Consider the following 15,767-nt stretch of genomic DNA (forward strand, 5'->3'; position numbering starts at 1 on the left):
CTCTTAAAGGCCAGAGTTTTTCAAACGGTTAAGCTGTCCACGGTAAATGGTTTTTGGGTCAGTACCCATGGCACGCAGGCCAAACACATGGTTCATGAAATCAATATGATTCATATCATAGTCATCACGAATCACCTTACCCAAATGTGCACTACACTTCCCGACCATCCCGTCATTTTTTTCACCTTTAGCAAAGGCCAATGAAGTAAGTTTCATGGGGATATCCAGAATATCCAACACATTGGTCACCTGGGAAGTACCACCAAAGGAAAAGTACTTAACGCCATTGACCTGATAAGCTCCTTCACCGCAGGCTGTTTTGGGTACCCCTTGAGGATACTTGGCATTAAATGCAGCCGAGCCTGCGCTAGATAATGACACCAGACTTTTATTGGCACTCACTGGCAAATCCTTCCCACCAGCAATAAAGTTAAGAATACTGCCCAAGCCCTGCAATACCTGAGTACCGACCTCACCGGCCTTGTCACCATTGACGATAAGATCAGCCAGCGGTGCACCTTTAACCGGGCTAGCCATACCAGTTACTGACGCAACCTGATTGGGTATGGCAGCAGCGACATAACGCACAGAGTGACCGCCATGACTGTGTCCAATCAAATTAACCCTGGATTTACCGGTAATGGCCAGCACCTGTTTGACTTGTAGCAAAAGCTGTTCACCACGCGCCTCAGAACTTTCCAGTCCTGAAACCTGTGTGGTGTAAACCGTGCCACCATTATCACGCAGGTCACCTGGGATACCATACCAGTAATCTACCGAACCAAGCATGGTATCCCAACCAAACATGCCATGTGCCAGCACAACAGGATACTTGGTTTGGGCATAAGTGGAAGCTGCATGGGCATTAGCAGCGATAATGCTACCCAAACCCATGGCAAGAAAAGCAGTTAACCGGATTATACGCATTGTTGTTTCCCTCTCGTTTTTGCTAAGACAAGTCGAAAATCACTTCCTTCCTGCCTAAAAATTATTATTAGCGTGACGAAAATTGTCACTAATTTACGTCAGCAGAAAAATTATACATATTTTATTCACATTCGGTTAACCACCCATCGGAAAGTGAATGATTATTCGTGTAAGTTATAATTTAAAAAATATTCTTTAAAAACAATAAAATAATTTTAATTAATATCTATTAGGCTAGGCTTTCATGTTATTGCTAAATGTTAAAGGATATAAATTTTATTGCCATAAGGTTGAACATGAGACCTGAATTTAGCCTGTTGTCCAATTGATGAATCGAATAACAAGGCATAAAAAAACCCTTAACCATTGCTAGTTAAGGGTTTCAGTCTGATACATCAGAGTTTCACGATGTATCAATTTAGGTATATGGTGGAGATGGCGTCAATTGAACTCAAAACCTAACTCATTCATTTTAAAGCTCTTTTATTGAATAAAAAAATTCATTGACCCAATTTTGACCCAAATTAGATTTAGTGCATTGAATCACTTTAAAATCTTGTTCAAATCCGAATTCAGGATTTGAAGTGGCGTACGGCATTATAGCAGCAAATTACACCTAGAAATAAATGCAATGTTATAACATTTCAATTAGCTCATTATGATATTAATAATCACATCAACTTCAGTACAGTTCAATTTTTTAATTTGTACTTTTGCTTAGGACTCTTAGGCTTATCAGGAAGGGTACGTTCAATCACACCTGCTTCTAATGCTGGAGTTAAATAATTTTTTTGGAATGTTGCTCGGTGGGACAAGTCTAATAGAGCCATCAACTCAGTTAGGCTATATTCCTTCTGCTCCATATTCTGGATGAGACGTTTAACTTGATCGCTAACTTGTACGCTAGCTTGAGCGGTATCTTGATCGCTGGCATCAGAACTGAGTATTGCATCTAGAATCATCTGCAAAATAAACTCAATAAAAGGTGCAGAATCTGAGTGATCTGTGCTCGCTTGCAATGCATCGTAATAAGCTTTTTAATTTTGATAAATCAAGCTTTCAACAGGGATATTGAGAAAAATTGGATTCCACTGGCTTAAGATTAAAGTTTGCCATAAACGTCCCATACGCCCATTGCCATCAGCAAATGGGTATATAAACTCAAACTCATAATGAAATACTGAACTCTGAATTAGTGGATGCTCATTGCCTTCAGCCAACCACTGCAATAGCTCTCCCATTAAACGGTGGACTTGATTTGCAGGCGGAGCCATATGCCCGACTCGATCCCCTGACATCACACCAACACCACCATGACGATACTGCCCAACCTCATCAATCAGTCCTGTCATCAATATTTGATGTGCTTTCAGCAAATGAGATTCTTGATCAGGATTCCAATCTTGAATTTCCTCATATGCTTTTAGTGCATTACGCACCTCTTGAACTTCTTTAGATGTAGCGATAATGGGCTTGCCATTCAGGATCGCTGTGATTTGCTCTGTACTCAAGGTATTATTCCCTTCAATTGCTAAAGCCCCTTGAATCGTTCGAATACGATTGGCTTTTCGCAATTTAAGGCTATCTTGGGTTGGGGTTAATGCAGTCAAACTGCCCTATTGATTCACTAATTTGTGCAATCAAGTGAATAATTTTAGAGGTGATCGTATAAGGCGGTTGATATTTCATGCCATTCCTAATTGATGTAAAAACAAAGCACAGTTGATTAAACTCTAAAATATTAATATTTCATAGCTTAGTGAGTGATATCTGCTATCAACATGTTTATCTTTTCTGAATCTGAAACAGTGAGCTAACTAATCGCTATTTCTTTTAAAATAAACCTATGTATTCTCGTTAAAATACGTAGGTTTCTTCATTACAGGACAGCATTATGTTTATTCATGCCGACTTCTCACAACCCGTCATCATCAAGCCAGAAGATTACCATTGGGTGAAATCTCCAGGAGGTGAAGTCGATAGAATGATGCTTGATCGTATTGGCGATGAGAAAGCACGTGCAACTAGTCTTGTGAAATACGCACCAGAATCTACCTTTCCTGAACATCAACATCCTTTGGGTGAAGAAGTCCTCATCTTGTCAGGCATTTTTACCGAGAATGCTGAAGATGATTATCCAGCAGGCTGGTATTTACGTAACCCCCATCATTCAACTCATCGGGTTTCCAGTAAAGCAGGTTGTTTAATCTTTGTGAAACTGATGCAAATGACTGAACATGAGACAGAACCCACCCGAATTAATACCAATGATCCAACAAATTGGAAGCTTACCGAACATCGGATGATATGCCCGTTATTTCAATCGGAACATGAGCAGACCTATTTAGAAAAGCTAAAACCTGATCAAATTTTCGTAGAGAAATCAGAACAAGGGATTGAGTTACTAATTATCAAAGGTCAATTATTTTGTGGCGCTGAAATATATCTAGCAGGTTCATGGGTCCGTCTTCCCATCAATAGTGCTGCTAAATTTCAGGCTGGTCCATCAGGCGCAATGCTTTATGTCAAAACTGGTCATCTACAACATGCCATAGATGTATGGGTGAAATGAACAATAATGTATCTTCAAAATAAGGCTGTCTTGTGTCTAGAATACTGGAAGCCGTCCAGTTACCACTTTTATAATCAGTACAAAATGTAATGATATATCACTACATTTCTGATATTCCTTTTTTCATGTATTATCGACTAAGACAAATTGAAGGATAAGGTTATGTTTGAAACTATTGATAATTTAAAGAAAAAATTAGATCAACATCGCCCTCTCTCTCCGTCAATTGTCAAAAACTTACAAGAAGATCTTATTGTCCGTTGGACCTATCATTCGAATGCAATTGAAGGTAATACACTTACCCTACTAGAAACAAAAGTAGTACTGGAAGGTATTACTGTTGGTGGAAAGGCATTAAGAGAACACTTCGAAGCGATCAACCATAGAAATGCAATTTACTATGTTGAAGATATCATTCGGAAAGAGGAGCCTTTTTCTGAATGGCAAATTCGTAATATCCATCAGCTTATCTTAAAGAATATTGATGATGATAATGCTGGACGTTATCGTCAGCAAAATGTCCTGATATCCGGTGCTACGTCTACCCCGCCTGATTACACATTATTAAATGACAAGATGGCTCAACTGATCGATTGGTATAACAGCGACGCACATAAACTCCATCCAATTGAACGTGCAGCCAAAGTACATGCTGATTTTGTTGGCATTCATCCATTCATTGATGGCAATGGTCGCACATCACGTCTTTTAATGAACCTAGAATTACTTAAAGCTGGTTATCCACCTTGTGTGATTACTGTAGAAAATCGCTTAGCTTACTATGAAGCGCTTGATCAGTGGATGGCTTATGGGAAAACTGAAGCTTTTATTCAATTAGTTTCCGAGGCTGTATTAGAGGGTTTTAAACCGTATCAGGTGGTTTTAGGGATTTAAAATAAAAGATCAGCTTGTACGATATTATCAATTAGAACAATAAACTGTGGGTAATCCTATAGCTTGGACTGTTCCCAGTATCCTAGACATGAAGTAGCTTCATTTTGAAGCTATCTCAAATGCTTCTGGACTCATTCCATCGAGATGCGAATGACGCCTACCGATGGTAAAATATCTCGATATAATCAAACACATCCGCACGGGCCATTTCTCATGTTTTATAAATCCTCTTTTTAATTCTTTCCTTCTTTAAACTACTATAAAAGGATTCAGCAACAGCATTATCCCAACAGTTGCCTCTGCGACTCATACTCAGAACCAAATTATGCTTCTGACAGAATCTTTGCCAGTCTCCACTGCTGTATTGTGGGCCTTGAAGGTAGGCTCGATGATATAATAATTAAACTCTAGCCAATTTGGCTGACACAGAATTTTTGAACGCCCTCTCACATTTAACAATTCACTTATTCTCTACTTCCTCACTTGTATCGCAAATTGAATAACATGGCATTTACCACAATGTAATTTTCCCTCATGCCTTTCTTGTTCGCCCACATAAAAATGATGGAGATGGTCCTGCCCAAATACGTCCAGAATGGATCGAGGATCGTATAAATATTCGATATTTTTAGGCCCCCCGGTTTGGTAGTTGATCTGCTCCTTGGAATACAGCTCACCGATAAACCATCCACCGTTTAGCAAAGATTCTCTTATGCCTGCTAAAATCTGTTTTTGCGTTTGTGTATCGAAATGACCAAATACACAAATCACGTTTTGATAACGCTCGGACGGCCATTTCGCTGCTGTTAAATCCACATTTTTGAGTTCGAGCTTTATCCCTGTGGCTTCGGCCTTGCTAGACAGATGCTTCAAGGCAACATCGGAATAATCCCAGACTTCTGCCGAAAAAGAATAATTATGCTGTCTTGCCTGCTCAGCCAGGTACAGGATATTCCTTCCTTCTCCTTCAGCAATTGCCAGTGTTTTACCTTCTATCCGGATTTTTTCCGTAACCTCCTGGATAAACAGGTTTGCTGCTGTGCCGTACAGGTCCTGCGTCTGGGCATACAATTCATTCCAGTGCTGACTCATTTCATCCCTCCATTTACTTGACTATCCAATCAGCCGGAAAATTCTTTAAAGGCATCCAGTGCATTTGCGGCATACATCAATGAAGGTCCACCGCCCATATATACCGCAACGCCCAGAACTTCCTCCAGCTCCTGCAGGGTCATGCCCATTTTGACCAGGGTTCTGACATGAAAGCCGATACAACCATCACAACGTGATGCGACACCAATCGCCAAGGCAATCAGCTCCTTGGTTTTAGGATCAATCACACCATCACGCATTGCGGTCTGGGACAACTGATTGAAACTTTTCATTAAATCAGGTGAATCTTGAGTTAAGGTTCTTAAACTGCCTGAAATGTTCTGGGTTAATTCTTTGTATTTCATCACTGCTTCTCACATTCAACAATACGGTTGTTCACCTATTCAACGGCTTATTTTTCTACCGGATAGCCCTGCTCTAGCCAGGCCTGATAACCACCCTGAACTGACTTGACCTGGGTAAAACCCATGTTTTGTAAGGTATCGGTTGCCAATGCGGAACGTCCACCCGTACCACAGATCAAATAGATCGGCTGATCTTTAAGGTGTTCCAGTGCCTGCTGGGTATCGCAATGATGACTGGCTAAAGGATGCTGGTGAATTCTCATTTCCAAAACACCACGCGGATAATTCACCGCCCGGTCTATGGCTGCCGCCTGAAACTCATCCGGTTCCCGAACATCAATCAGAATGGTTTTATGGTTTTGCATCGCTTCAAACAGTTCAGCTACACTTACTTCCTGAATCTGGCTTTTCGCATTCAGAATCAATTGCTCTGCAGTTTTCATCATTTTCATTCTTCCTCGGCTATTAAAATTATATTTTGTATAAACGATGCTCAGGTCGATTAAAAGCGCTTGAGTTAAAGTTCCCAACCGGCTGTTTTAGCCCATGAGCGCTGAATAGATTAAATACATCGCCACCCCAACCACGGTAGTGGCAAATATTTTCTGTACCTTGTTACTGTCAATCCGCTGCATCAGACTGCGTCCAATTAACATCCCGACAATACAGGCCAGGACAAAGGTCAGCGTAACCGAAACAGGATATTGAAAGCCATCCAGCACGTGTGCAGAAATACTGACCCCACCAATCAGGAAAATAATCATCAGGGAAGTCGCAACGATACTGCGCATATCAAGGTCGGTGAATTTACGCAGGGCTGGAACAATGACAAAACCCCCACCCACGCCAAGCAGACCGGTTAATAAACCTGCCACAACACCAATACCTGCCAGGAAAGAGGCCGTTTTGACATTCCAGATCAGACGACCGGTCGATTGATTGACCTTGCACGGTGCATTGCCATGATCGGTCACTTTATTAAAGAAGATTCGATAAGCCACGATCAGCATGACCAGACTGAAAGCCAGCGTCAGCCAGACCGGAGAAACGATATCGGCCAGATGCACGCCATAACGCGCTGTAGGAATACTGATCAGTGCGATCCAGAGCGCAGCGCGATAACGCACAATACGCTTGAATAAACCCTCGAACGTTCCGACCAAGGCCGACAGCGTGACTGCCAACAAACCTACCGGTGCAGCCTGTGCCACAGTCCAACCCTGACTCGCCATCAGTGCCGGTACAGCCAGAATTCCGCCACCAGCACCGGTTAGACCCAGCAAGCCACCAATCGCCAATCCTTCCAGTATTAATGCCCACATCGCTCTCTCCCTTATCCACAAAAATGATTCAATAAAAGTTGAACTTTTTGTTGAATCACGACACAAGCTTATTTGAAGTAGTTAAGAGGAAGCTTGAGGTAAGAAACACCATTGGCTTCAGGCTCAGGAAACTGCCCTGCTTTCATATTGATCTGAATTGCCGGTAGAATCAGCTTAGGCATATTGAGTCCTGAATCCCGCTGGTTGCGCATCTGAGCAAATTCAGCTTTACTGATTCCCTGATGAATATGAATATTCTGTGTCTTTTGTGTCTGTATATCAGATTCACACACATAGGATTCACGTGTTTCAGGCAAATAGTCATGACATAAAAAGACCCGCGTATCTTCTGGCAACTGAAACAGGCTTTGTACCGAATCATAAAGCTGTTCTGCGCTGCCTCGCGGGAAGTCACAACGTGCTGTACCATAATCTGGCATAAACAGGGTATCACCCACAAAAACCGCATCACCAATCACATAACTCAGACAAGCAGGCGTATGTCCCGGTGTTGGAATGTTATAAGCCTTCAAGGTTCCGATTTGGAACGACTCATGATCTTTAAATAAATAATCAAAGAGCTGCTGAGCATTCCATTGTTTAATATCCAGATGATAAATCGCGCCAAAAGTTTCCTGAACAATACCAATTTTCTGGCTCATGGCGATCTTGCCACCTAACTCAGCTTTGAGATATTGTGCTGCAGTTAAATGGTCAGCATGGACATGGGTTTCGAGAATCCACTCGACCGTTAAACCCTGCTCTTTAATATAGGCAATAATTTTATCGGCATGAATAGTGGATGTACTTGCTGATGCCGGATCATAATCCAAAACGCTATCAATAATGGCGCAGGCTTTGGTCGCAGGATCACGTACAACATAACTGAAGGTATTGGTATCTTCGTGAAAAAAATCTTTTACTATAGGTAAGTTTGACATCGTTAAGCTCCTGACCATTTACGGTGAATCCATACACCCACCAGCATTGCTACAATAAAATAGAGCACTTGATAGTGGCCCAAACCGATCAAGGTGAAACTTGGTGCCGGACAGATGCCTGCAATGCCCCAACCTGCACCAAATAAAACCGCACCCGTGATCAGTTTTTTATCTATCTGATTATTTTTAGGTAAATCAATAGGTTCATTAAATACTGTTTTTGGTTGCGCCGTACGTAATGCTTTCTGGAAGGGAATAAAGGCCACCGCAATCGCGCCCATCATGACAAAGGCCAGACTGGCATCCCAGTCGCCAAACAGATCCAGGAAATCGAGTACTTTTTCCGGATTGGACATGCCCGATACCATCAATCCCACAGAGAACAGCGCACCAAATAAAAAGGCAAACACATTTTTCATTTTAGAATGCTCCTGTGATATGACGGATAATATAAACAGCGACAAAACCTGCAAACATGAAAGTCATGGTCGCGATGATAGAACGCTTAGACAGGCGACTGATGCCACAAATTCCGTGACCACTGGTACAGCCCGAACCCAGACGTGTCCCAAAGCCCACCAGCAGACCTGCCACAATCATCATCAGTGGGCTAGCATTCAATTCGATTTCAGGTTGTACAAACAGACCATAAATAAACGGTGTGAGGACTAAGCCTAATAAAAACCAGATTGCAGGTGTTTTAAACATGGTTTTTGAGTTTAAGACTTGCCCAATCAAACCACTGATCCCTGCAATACGGCCATTGACGTAAAGATAGCCAACTACAGAAAGCCCGAGCATTAAGCCGCCAATAAATGCGATGAGGAAGTCATGCATGATGAATTAATCCCTATACAATATACTTTTTTATATTATATAATAAAAAATATTAATCAAGCAGTTTTATGGTAAATTATGTAAACTGCACGGGCTACATCAAAAGTTGTGAGGACATTTATGGATATGATTGCTGAAAATGCCAAAATTGATTTTTCTCAAGTCGATTTCGTCAGCCAATGCCTAAAAGTTTTAGCCAATCCTGATCGTCTGAAAATCTTATGTGTTCTGGTCGACGGGGAAATGAATGTTCAGGAAATTGAAGAATCCACTGACATTCATCAACCTACACTTTCACAACAACTGACTGTGCTACGTAAGGCCGACATGGTCAGCACCCGACGTGAGGGTAAACAGATTTTCTATCGTCTGAGTGATCCCAAGGTCTTGAGCCTGATGCAAAAACTGTACGAGCTGTATTGCGCCTAGCCCTCCTCTTAATGCAACCAAAAAGAATAACCTTCAATAAATTCCGGCGATCGCAGTGATGCCATCCCCCGTCGATATTGCAGGATCGAGGCGATATTGACCAACAAACCGAATACAATCACCATAATTCCCATCCACTGTGCATAGGCTATTTTTTATGCATAATGTTCATGATCGACCAGTTGTACTAACAGGTTGGATTTTTCAATCACAAAACCCAATGCAATTAATGCCAGACCACTCCGGTTCCATGCCAGAGCGGTTCATTCCAAAGCAAACAGTACCCGTGGATGATCCAAAGTTGACATATCTCATCCAATCTTATTGTTCAAAAATTTCCTTGAAGTCCATCGCCAGGCCTTGAGTCGATTTAAATTCACCCTGATTGTTTTTCCAGGCCATCGACGGTGTGGAGAAAAAGCCGTATTTCCCCATTAGGGCCTGGTTGGCATCAATTTTTGCAGCAATTTCGGCAGGAATCTTTTCCATTTTCTTGAGCTGCTTTTTGCCTTTATTCTTGTTTATATCATTAAAAACTGCTGCTGGATTTTTCGACATTAACAATGTGGCCACCTGGCCACGGCTTTCTTCACGGATCACACCGACCTGAATATGACGCAGTTGTACCTTGCCTGATTCGACCCAAGGCCGAGCTGCTTGCCAGAATTTATAGCAATATGGGCAATTCGGATCGGAAAACACATAGACCACCCGTGGTGCATCTGGCTTTCCATCCTGGATCCAGGTCGATTTTTCCAGGGTTTTCCAGACATCGTCCAATACCGCTTTTTTCATATGCTTTTCAATCTGCTCATTGGACAGGCTTTTCCCTTGCGCATCAAACAGTTCGCCCTTGATATAATATTTGTCATCGTTGGAGATAAATACCGTATTGGAATACTGGTCTTCATGCCCTACCCAGCCGGTCATTCCTTGCGGTGCCGGAATCTGTTTTACAAACACAAAGCCCTGTTTTTCAATGTTCTGTTTTATATTTGCCTGCGTGTGCATGCTCATGATCAGGAACATGCCTGCACCAAGCACCTGGTAAATTTTGTTCATACTGAGTCCTTCCGTTTTTTAAGGTTGATCTGAAATTCTATTTAAATATTGCTGCAACATGGCCGGACTGAGTTCCCCCATATGCCGCTCGACCAGCTGGCCTTGAGCATTAAAAAACAGCGTCGTTGGCAGGCCAAAACTATTCAGCTGCTGGGGTAGTTCACCATATGGGTCCAGCAGGACATGTTTAAATTGAAACTGATGTTTTCTTAAATAGGCATTTACGGTCGCTACCTCCTCACCCTGATTGAGCATGACAAAATTCACTTGAGGATGCTGCTTGGCAGCCTTTGCCAACACCGGCATTTCGCGGTGACACGGCGGACACCAGCTCGCCCACATATTAATTACCGTGGGCTGGCCAATGAATTGGCTGAGTGAAATCTTGTCTGTACCCAGACGCTCCTGTTCTAATCCAGCAAAGACTAGATCAGGAAACGCCACTTCAGTTTTTAGACTGGATTTAAATGCGAGCCCAAGCCCGATCCAAAGTATAAAGATGATCAACAAGATGGCTTTGAATCGGATCTGCAACTGTCTGTTGCGAATGAGATACCACAAAGCACCAATCAGCACCCCTCCCCATAAATGAAAACCCTTATCCTGGATTTTCAGTATGTCGATGGGTGCTGCAAAATACAGCTCGGCATTGAGCAGGACGAAAACAAGACGTGCACCCAGCATCCCCAGCAAAAAACTGCTCCAGAGTACATCCTGACTTTGTCCAAGCTGCTGTTTAGACCATGAATACTTTCTGGCTAATCCAAACAGGACGGCAGATAACAGCATCAAGCCAGTAGCAACAATTATGAGTGTCCAGGGCAACATCAAAGGTCCCAGATGCAATGCATCACTGGAAATCATCATGGTTGTTCCCCTTGCAGTTGCTGCAATTTACCGAGCAAATGTGTCGCGCTAAAGCTTCCGGTTAAACGCAACTCGCGCTGTTCCTGATGCGCTGCATTTAGAAATATGAAGGTGGGTGGTCCGAGGATTTGCCATTCTTTTAGCAGCTCATCCTGACTTGGATGATAGTGGGTCAGGTCTAATTTGATACGAACCACATTTTGTAAAGCTGTCTGGACATCACTACGTGGAATCACTTCCTTTTCGATCGGTTGACAGGCCACACACCAGTCTGCATAGACATCAATTACAACCGGCTGTGCAGGATGTTTGGCTAAAACCTGTTGCAATTCTGCGGCTGTACTGACTCTCTGCCATTCAAGCCGTGATTCTACATGGGCCACCTGTACCTGACTCCAGACATGATAGAGCTGCATGCCTCCTGCATAGACCAGTAAACCACTGAGCAGCATCAGGCCTATTTTCGCTACAGACCGATGCACATGAGGCAGCATCTTGAACAAGAAGTAGCCTGAACAGGTGATCAGTACCACACCCAAAAGGCTCAGGTATAAAATGCCGGGCAATAGTGGACGGGCGAAATACAAGGCCAGCGCCAGCATGACAAAGCCAAAACTAAACTTCAGGCGATCCATCCATATGCCAGGTTTGGGTAAAAGATGGGACCCAAATACGGCAGCAATAAATAGCGGCAAGCCCAGCCCAAGGCCTAAGACAAACAGATAACTGGCGCCCAGCATCGGTTGATTAAGCTGAGACACATAGATTAAGGCACCGGCCAACGGTGCACTCATACATGGCCCGACAATCAGTGCGGCGATCACGCCCATGAGACCAGCACCAATCAGCGTGCCACCCTTCTGCTTTTGCTGCCATTGATCCAGACGCTGTAACATGCCTTGGGGTAAGGACAGCTGAAATGCTCCAAACAGATTAAGTGCGAACAAAATAAACAGAATGCTGAAAATACTGATGAATACCGGACTTTGAAACCAGCGCTGAAAACTGTAACCGAGCTGTGCCACAGCAAGTCCCATGACCGCATAGACCAGTGCCATACCCAAAACAAAGACCAGCGCAATCAGCGCAGCACGGTAGCCTCGGTGCTGCTGGACCAGAATTCCTGTTAAAATTGGAATTAAAGGTAAAGAACATGGTAAAAATGCCAGCAGAATGCCAAGCCCGAGAAAAATCAGGGCATTAATCAACAGACCTTGTTCCGACAGCAAACTTAAAAAATACTGGTCATTGTTCCACTGGCTATTCATGCCTGCTGACGAAGTTTGATTTTTAGGCTCTGCAATGAGTGAGTCGTTTTTCTCTGTTAATTCCATCTCAGGCTGAACGACAGGTTCGGAAACTGCAGTAACTTGCATTTCCTCTACCTTTTCTTCGGTCAGTGCTTGATCTGTACTTGGAGTTTGCTCTATAGCTTGGAGCTCATCTTTCTGAGCGGTCAGAATCTGTTCGTTTACTTCTGGCTGTGTAGTGCTGGCCAGCAGCTTTTGAGGCTTGCTCAAGTTTTGCGCTGAAAATAAACCATCTGCATCAGTTGTTACTGTGGTGCGTTGCACCGGATAACATAAACCGCTTTCTGCACAGCCCTGCCACTGCACCACAAACTGCTGGTTGGGCTGGACATTCAGATTGGTTTTGACTTGCCCATAATGCACCTGGGTCAAACCGAAATTGGGGTCATCTTTGTCTTCGGGTTTGGGCAATGCCAACTTGACTGGGGTCTGCTGATGAGACACTTTAAGCTGGTCATGATACAGATAATAACCCTCTGCGATTTTCCAGCTAAGCTCTGCCTGAGTCTGGCTTGTAGAAACCACCTGAAACTGAAAAGCCTGATCCGGTGGTAAAAAATCTGCATGTGCAGCTCCCGTCATGATTCCACCGCCGATCACGGCACCCAATATCCACTTCAACATCCAGCTGATCTCCTCCTGTTAGGACTGCATTATTGAAAAACTAAAATTAAGGCAACATTAACAGCCCAAATCATTTATAAAATAATGGTAGTTTGATCAGGATGTTCTATGTTTATTGTATTGGTTGAGGATGATCCCTATATCGCACAGAGCATTTGTGCTGCTCTGAACTATCTGAATATTTCAGTGGAGCATGTCAGTCACGCACGTGCTGCGGATTATTTTATCCGGCATAGTGCAGTCGATTTATGTTTACTGGATTTAGGCCTGCCGGATCAGGATGGCCTGGATTTGCTGCACAGCTGGCGACGCGACCAGATTGATCTCCCGGTACTGGTATTGACGGCACGGCTGCGGACCGATCAGTGTGTTCAGGCCCTGAATGCCGGTGCCGACGACTACCTGACCAAACCTTTTGAATTGGAGGAACTGATTGCTCGGATTCATGCTCTCACCCGTCGCCACCGTGGCTTTGCCTCGAATACACTGCAATTTGATGAACTGGTTCTGAACCGGGATACCCAGACTGTGACCTATCAAGACCAGGCTGTGAATTTATCTCGCCGTGAATTCAGCCTGCTGGAAACCCTGATGAGCCACCCCAACCAGATCCTGAAAAATGAACAGCTTATTGACAAGCTCTATGGCTTCCAGGACTCTATCGAGAGCAATGCCCTGAATGTACACATTTATCACCTAAGACAAAAACTGCATCCAGACTTGATTCAGACCATTCGTGGTGTGGGATATATTTTCAAACCGTTTGAGCAACGTCATGTTTAGTCACAGCTTGAAATGGCGTTTGGTCATGAGTCTTTTGGCCGTGTTTATTGTGTTGTGGAGTGCGGTATTTTCATGGCTGTATATTGACCTGAAACAACGCTTACAAGACACGCTGGATCAACGCTTATCGGCATCTGCGCAAATGGTTGCCCGGCTGATTCAGCAGTTACCGCTGGATAGTCTGGGGGATGCAACCTTATCAAAATTAGCCAAGAATGATGAGGTAAACCAGTTAATTGCCTGTGAAGTCTCTCTTTTTAGCTCTGACGTCTCGGTAGGCAATCAGATCATTGCCAAAACACGCGGTGCCCCAAAAAATTTAAGCCAACGACCAGAAGGATTCAGCACCTGGCAGCAGGGTGATACGGAATGGCGCAGTTATGTCCTGCGTCGTGGCGATATTCAGGTGGTGGCGGCAGAACGCATGTTCTTGAGGGATACCCTACTACAGCAGATTCTGCAGGCCGTACTGGTTCCCTTAGTCTTCTCACTGCTGATCTGTATTGCCTTGATCATCTTTATTATCCGCAGACAGTTCCGGTCTTTGGATCAGCTCAGTCAATACCTGAACCAGAAAAACCTTAACTATTCAGAGGCGGCAGATTTTTTAATGCAGCTCAAGCCTGCAAGCATTCCCCAGGAAGTACAGCCTTTTGTCAACAATTCCACGCAGTTGATTCAGAAAATTAATGACAGTCTGCAACAGGAGAAAGCCTTTAGTGCCTATGCTGCACATGAATTACGCAGTCCCCTGACCGCAATTAAAACTCATGTACAACTGGCCCAGCTGATTAGTCAACAGCAGAATCTGCCTGAATCCATTCAGCACAATTTGCAGCAGGCCAATGAGAGTATCCGGCGTTATACGCTGTTACTCGAGCAGCTTTTATTACTGACCCAATCGGAAAACAGTATCCAGGAAATGACTGAGACTATCTGGCTTCGCCCCACACTTGAGAAGGTCCTTGCAGACTTAAGTACACGCTATCCAGAAATGAATGAAAAAATACAGGTGAACTGGAGCCTGGGTGAAATTCAGCTACCTGAATTTGTGCTGTATACCGTACTGAAAAATCTGCTTGAAAATGCACTGCTGCATGCACAGGCTGCCCATATCTGGATTTCCATGCAGTCTGGTTGCCTGGTGATTGAAGATGATGGACAACAACTTACAGCACAGGATATCCAACATTTAGGACAGCGCTTCTGGCGAAAATCGGCTCAGCAGCATGGCCATGGTTTAGGACTGGCATTAGTTAAAAGCTTGCTAGGCAATTATCAATACCATCTTGGATTTCAGCAGCGTGATCCTGTAGGACTGATCGTTAGCATTCAGGAAGATACTTCAAAAGCGTCACGAGAATTTAAAAAATAACCCTTTGTTTTTAAAAACCTTTTTAATATTGAAAAATCTTGTACTCATTTTTTCTCCAAATTAGATTTAGTGGATTAAATCTCAAAAAATATTTTGTTAAAATTACAGGGGGTTATAATTTATCGATTTGCAAGTTTGTTCTTATATCATGCTAGAATTTCGTTATCTTAAAGAAGACACCCCCCCTCTATTTAGAGCTGAATAGCCACCACTCTCCTAGACAAATATCGTAGATTCTTTTTGCATAGGAGAGAACATTATGAGTGGACAACGCTATACCCCAGAATCTAAAAATGAAGCGGTTTAATTAATTTTCTTGAAAAGATGGAGATGGTGACAGTTTAACTAAGTATTTAAATATCTAAAT

Annotated in this window: 17 protein-coding genes and 2 pseudogenes; 5 read left to right on the forward strand and 14 right to left on the reverse strand. The window is 43.2% G+C overall.

Going from position 1 to position 15,767, the window contains the following annotated elements:
* Nucleotides 1-3: 3 nt before the first annotated feature.
* Nucleotides 4-927 carry an esterase/lipase family protein gene (locus tag BKE30_RS03070; protein WP_076877197.1) on the reverse strand — a complete coding sequence of 308 codons (924 nt, stop codon included), beginning with the start codon at nt 925-927 and terminating at the stop codon, nt 4-6.
* 692 nt (nt 928-1,619) lie between these two features.
* Nucleotides 1,620-2,616 (reverse strand): annotated as a pseudogene (locus BKE30_RS03075) (Fic family protein).
* A 205-nt stretch (nt 2,617-2,821) separates the two neighbouring features.
* Here BKE30_RS03075 and BKE30_RS03080 point away from each other — a divergent pair.
* Together BKE30_RS03080 and BKE30_RS03085 are read left to right on the forward strand one after the other, a co-directional pair.
* Entirely contained in the window at nt 2,822-3,499 is a 678-nt protein-coding gene (locus BKE30_RS03080; protein WP_005247050.1) for a cupin domain-containing protein, read from the forward strand.
* Between the two features lie 162 nt (nt 3,500-3,661).
* On the forward strand, nt 3,662-4,393 hold the full coding sequence (locus BKE30_RS03085; protein WP_005247051.1) for a Fic family protein: 732 nt from the start codon (nt 3,662-3,664) through the stop codon (nt 4,391-4,393).
* A gap of 99 nt (nt 4,394-4,492) precedes the next feature.
* Here BKE30_RS03085 and BKE30_RS03090 read toward each other — a convergent pair.
* The 8 genes and pseudogenes from BKE30_RS03090 to BKE30_RS03125 all read right to left on the reverse strand — a co-directional run.
* Nucleotides 4,493-4,769: pseudogene (locus BKE30_RS03090) on the reverse strand (IS3 family transposase); the annotation flags it as partial.
* Between the two features lie 95 nt (nt 4,770-4,864).
* Complete coding sequence (locus BKE30_RS03095; RefSeq protein ID WP_005247052.1) at nt 4,865-5,485, reverse strand: class I SAM-dependent methyltransferase; 621 nt, start codon at nt 5,483-5,485, stop codon at nt 4,865-4,867.
* A gap of 29 nt (nt 5,486-5,514) precedes the next feature.
* Nucleotides 5,515-5,850 carry a carboxymuconolactone decarboxylase family protein gene (locus BKE30_RS03100; RefSeq protein ID WP_005247053.1) on the reverse strand — a complete coding sequence of 112 codons (336 nt, stop codon included), beginning with the start codon at nt 5,848-5,850 and terminating at the stop codon, nt 5,515-5,517.
* Nucleotides 5,851-5,897: 47 nt separating this feature from the next.
* Nucleotides 5,898-6,293 (reverse strand): rhodanese-like domain-containing protein, encoded by a 396-nt coding sequence (locus BKE30_RS03105; RefSeq protein ID WP_032051543.1) that lies wholly within the window; start codon nt 6,291-6,293, stop codon nt 5,898-5,900.
* A 96-nt stretch (nt 6,294-6,389) separates the two neighbouring features.
* Entirely contained in the window at nt 6,390-7,172 is a 783-nt protein-coding gene (locus BKE30_RS03110) for a sulfite exporter TauE/SafE family protein (protein ID WP_005247055.1), read from the reverse strand.
* Between the two features lie 68 nt (nt 7,173-7,240).
* Nucleotides 7,241-8,113, reverse strand: a complete 873-nt coding sequence (locus BKE30_RS03115; protein ID WP_005247056.1) for an MBL fold metallo-hydrolase — start codon at nt 8,111-8,113, stop codon at nt 7,241-7,243.
* A 2-nt stretch (nt 8,114-8,115) separates the two neighbouring features.
* Nucleotides 8,116-8,532 (reverse strand): DUF6691 family protein, encoded by a 417-nt coding sequence (locus BKE30_RS03120; RefSeq protein WP_005404969.1) that lies wholly within the window; start codon nt 8,530-8,532, stop codon nt 8,116-8,118.
* A gap of 1 nt (nt 8,533) precedes the next feature.
* The gene (locus BKE30_RS03125; protein WP_005247059.1) at nt 8,534-8,950 is read right to left on the reverse strand and encodes a YeeE/YedE family protein; all 417 of its coding nucleotides are present in this window, start codon (nt 8,948-8,950) and stop codon (nt 8,534-8,536) included.
* 120 nt (nt 8,951-9,070) lie between these two features.
* On the opposite strand from BKE30_RS03125, the gene BKE30_RS03130 reads away from it, so the two are divergent.
* Nucleotides 9,071-9,379, forward strand: a complete 309-nt coding sequence (locus BKE30_RS03130; RefSeq protein ID WP_005251415.1) for an ArsR/SmtB family transcription factor — start codon at nt 9,071-9,073, stop codon at nt 9,377-9,379.
* A 155-nt stretch (nt 9,380-9,534) separates the two neighbouring features.
* Here the strand turns inward: BKE30_RS03130 and BKE30_RS16505 are convergent, their stop codons facing one another.
* From BKE30_RS16505 to dsbD, 4 genes are all read right to left on the reverse strand, one after another.
* Complete coding sequence (locus BKE30_RS16505; RefSeq protein ID WP_289844973.1) at nt 9,535-9,636, reverse strand: YidH family protein; 102 nt, start codon at nt 9,634-9,636, stop codon at nt 9,535-9,537.
* Nucleotides 9,637-9,700: 64 nt separating this feature from the next.
* Nucleotides 9,701-10,441, reverse strand: a complete 741-nt coding sequence (gene dsbG / locus BKE30_RS03140) for a thiol:disulfide interchange protein DsbG (protein WP_045796117.1) — start codon at nt 10,439-10,441, stop codon at nt 9,701-9,703.
* Nucleotides 10,442-10,459: 18 nt separating this feature from the next.
* Nucleotides 10,460-11,308: a TlpA disulfide reductase family protein gene (locus BKE30_RS03145; protein ID WP_045796118.1), complete on the reverse strand. Its 849-nt coding sequence runs from the start codon at nt 11,306-11,308 to the stop codon at nt 10,460-10,462.
* Nucleotides 11,305-13,242, reverse strand: a complete 1,938-nt coding sequence (dsbD, locus tag BKE30_RS03150; RefSeq protein WP_045796119.1) for a protein-disulfide reductase DsbD — start codon at nt 13,240-13,242, stop codon at nt 11,305-11,307. The genes BKE30_RS03145 and dsbD overlap by 4 nt, the downstream gene beginning before the upstream one ends.
* A 108-nt stretch (nt 13,243-13,350) precedes the next feature.
* Here dsbD and BKE30_RS03155 point away from each other — a divergent pair, with 108 nt between their 5' ends.
* Nucleotides 13,351-14,025, forward strand: coding sequence for a response regulator (locus tag BKE30_RS03155; protein WP_005247066.1), 675 nt, complete (start codon nt 13,351-13,353; stop codon nt 14,023-14,025).
* Nucleotides 14,018-15,400 carry a sensor histidine kinase gene (locus BKE30_RS03160; RefSeq protein WP_005247067.1) on the forward strand — a complete coding sequence of 461 codons (1,383 nt, stop codon included), beginning with the start codon at nt 14,018-14,020 and terminating at the stop codon, nt 15,398-15,400. Before BKE30_RS03155 ends, BKE30_RS03160 begins: the two co-directional genes overlap by 8 nt.
* The last annotated feature ends 367 nt before the right edge of the window (nt 15,401-15,767 follow it).

The sequence above is a fragment of the Alkanindiges hydrocarboniclasticus genome, assembly GCF_001982605.1.
Lineage (GTDB): Bacteria > Pseudomonadota > Gammaproteobacteria > Pseudomonadales > Moraxellaceae > Alkanindiges > Alkanindiges hydrocarboniclasticus.